Below are 3,086 nucleotides of genomic sequence, written 5' to 3' on the forward strand. Positions count from 1 at the left end.
GCCCGCACCACCCCCAACGTCTGGCTGGTCCCATCGGGCAAGCTGCGCACCGCGATGAACGCCATCTCGCGTGCGTAGTCGATTTGCGCCAGGCGGGCCAACTCGCTTCTGGGCAGTTCCCGGCGGACGCTGAAGAAGCGAAGCCGCAGGTCCTCCGGCTGCAATGCCTCGATGAAAGACCTGTGCTGCGGCTCGTCTTCCGGGCGGATCGGCCGGATCAGGATCGCCTCCTCGTTCCATTGCACGGTTTGCGCCAGTTCCGCTGGATAGGGCGTGATCGCGAAGTGCGCTGCGCCTGCGTCCTGCCTGCGGCTCACGCGCAGGCGGGCGTCCAGCGCGATGACTCCTTCATGGTCGGCGAGCAATGGGTTGATGTCCAGCTCAGCCAGCTGCGGCAGATCAGCCAGCATCTGCGACAGCGCGATCAGCACGTCGCAGATCGCGTCCAACTTGGCTGGCGGATGATCGCGGTAGCCGGCCAGCAGCCTGGCCACGCGCGTGCGCGAGATGAGCTCACGGGCGAGCACTCGGTTCAGCGGCGGCAATCCGATCGCGCGATCGGCCAGCACTTCCACGGCCGTGCCGCCCTGTCCGAACAACAGCACGGGACCGAATAGCGGATCGATGCTCGCACCGAGGATCAGTTCCTGTGCGAGCGGGCGTGTCACCATGGCCTGCACGGTCAGGCCGGTGATCCGGGCCTGCGGTTTCATCTCGCGCACACGCGCCAGCATGTCTTCAACCGCTTTGCGCAACTCGGCCTCGCCCTGCAGATGCAGGCGAACACCGCCGACATCGGATTTGTGGCTGATGTCGGGCGACAGGATCTTGATCGCCACCGGATACCCGATCTCGCGCGCCGCCTTCACGGCGGCATCGGCTGCAGGATCCACCGCGACGGTGGGGACGACCGGTATTCCGTAGGCCGCCAGCACAGCCTTGGCTTCGAGTTCATCGAGCATCTCGCGGCCCGCCGCGAGCACGCCTTCGATCGTGGCGCGCGCGGCGGCAATATCGGCCTGGCCGTTCTCGCTGGCGGTCGGCGCCTCCAGCAGCAAGGCCTGGTTTCGGCGATAGGTGGCGAGCATGCCGAAGGCGCGCACGGCCTCCTCCGGGGTGGCGTAGTCGGGGACCCCGGCATCCTCGAAGATTCGACGCGCATCGGCCACGGCGTCGTCGCCAAGCCAGCAGGCCAGCACGCGGCCGGGCGCCTGCTTCACGATGGGCGCACAGGCGCGAGCGATGTCGTCGCTGCGCACGATGGCCGTGGGTGCATGCATGAAAAGCACGGCGCCGCTGCTGGAATCGGCCAGCAATGTCTGCAGCGTCTGGGTGTAGCGCGACACCGGCGCATCGCCGATGATGTCGACGGGGTTGCCGCGCGACCATGTCGGTGGCAGCACGGCGTCGAGGTTCGCCCGGACCTCTTCGCTCAACTCCCTGAGCGGGATGCCGGCCAGCGCGGCGGCATCGGCCGCCATCACACCGGCGCCGCCCCCGTTCGTCATCAGCGTCAGCGCTTCGTCGCGGCTTGCGCCGAAGCGCGCCAGTGTCTCGGTGGCCATGAAGAGGTCCTGGAGCGTCTCGACACGAAGCATGCCGGCGCGCCTGATCGCGGCGTCGAAGACGATGTCGGAACCCGCCAGCGCACCGGTGTGCGAGGCCGCTGCCTTCAGCCCGTTGCCGGCGCGGCCGGCCTTCACGACGATCACCGGTTTGTTGCGTGCCGCTGCCCGGGCGGCCGACATAAACTTGCGCGGCGCCTCGATCGATTCGATATAGAGCAGGATCGATCGAGTGCGGGCGTCGCTTGCCAGGTAGTCGAGCAGGTCGCCGAAGTCCACGTCAGCGCGTTCGCCGAGTGAAACCATGTGGGAAAAGCCGATGCGCCTGGACCTGGCCCAATCCAGGACCGCCGTGACGAGGGCGCCTGATTGCGAGACAAACGCTACCTCGCCCGGCAATGCATCGGCGTGCGCGAAGCTCGCGTTCAAACCAACGTGCGGACTCAGCAGCCCCAGGCAGTTCGGCCCCAGGACCCGGAGCAGATGCGGACGGGCGGCATCAAGGATGGCCTGCTTCTGTTCGGCGGTCAGTCCGGCGGTCATCACGATCGCAGCGCGCGTGCCGAGGCGGCCGAGCTCTTCGATCAGGCCTGGGACGGTAGCGGGCGGAGTACATAGCACGGCAAGGTCGGGGACCTGCGGCAGATCCGCCGGGCGCATGTACACCTCGACGCCGTCCAGTTTTGCAGGCCTGAGGTTGACGGCATGGATCGGCCCCGCGAAGCGCCCGGCGCGCAGGTTGCGCCACACGGTCGCGCCGACGCTGCCGACCCGGTCCGAAGCCCCGATCAGGACAATCGATTCCGGTGCCAGCAACCGTTCCAGATGGCGGATGCTCACGGCGTCGCCCGCCGCGAAGCCATGCCCACCCGATCAGCGGTCTGAGGGAAGTGGTAGATCGTGTCGTTGAGGTGGCGGGCAACTTCGGCGATGTCGGCTTCGCTCCACTGCAGGCTCGCATTGCCTTGCCAGCGGCGCACCTGCATCTTGAGGCTGTCCCAATCGTGGGCGAGCCTGTCGTTGCGCCAGTGCATCTGCGTCGTGTGGCAGCTGATGCAGTGCGTGGTGTACAGCAGCTGCCCTCGTGTTGCGACGGGTGTCGCCTGGGAATGCACCTGGCCACTGACCCCTGCCAGGGCCGTGACAACCAGCAGCCGCTTCAGCAAATTCATGATGCATCTCCTTCGGAGTATGGGGTCTGGCTACGTCGCCTCTTAGCAGAACGACAACGGCGCGCCGGCCGGATCGAGCGCGAGAAAGCCGCCGAAGCTGCCGGTGCGGACACTTTCGACCATGGCGTCCAGGGCGCTGTCGATCATTTCCGGGGTTGGCGGTTGGCCGTCCACGCCCGGCAGGCCGGCAATGAAGACCACCTGCCACGGGGGGCTGGCCTGGCGCGACTCCAGCACCAGGTCCTCGAAACTGCCGAGATCCTCGACACGCTTGTCCACGCAGGCCAGCGGCTCCAGGGCACCGCCCCGGCCGGCCTCGAAGCTCTCCCGTTGCGCGGGCGTGGCGTCA

General features: G+C 67.5%; 2 protein-coding genes and 1 pseudogene. All 3 read right to left on the reverse strand.

The features are described from left to right. A partial coding sequence (locus VLK61_RS10515) for an acetate--CoA ligase family protein (RefSeq protein ID WP_325420892.1) occupies positions 1-2,405 on the reverse strand: 2,405 nt, incomplete at its 3' end. Beyond that, positions 2,402-2,737: a c-type cytochrome gene (locus VLK61_RS10520; RefSeq protein ID WP_325420894.1), complete on the reverse strand. Its 336-nt coding sequence runs from the start codon at positions 2,735-2,737 to the stop codon at positions 2,402-2,404. The genes VLK61_RS10520 and VLK61_RS10515, both read right to left, overlap by 4 nt. 42 nt (positions 2,738-2,779) lie before the next feature. Beyond that, a pseudogene (locus VLK61_RS10525) lies at positions 2,780-3,086 on the reverse strand (ribonucleotide reductase subunit alpha); the annotation flags it as partial.

The organism is Aquabacterium sp. (assembly GCF_035476535.1).
Classification (GTDB): domain Bacteria; phylum Pseudomonadota; class Gammaproteobacteria; order Burkholderiales; family Burkholderiaceae_C; genus Pseudaquabacterium.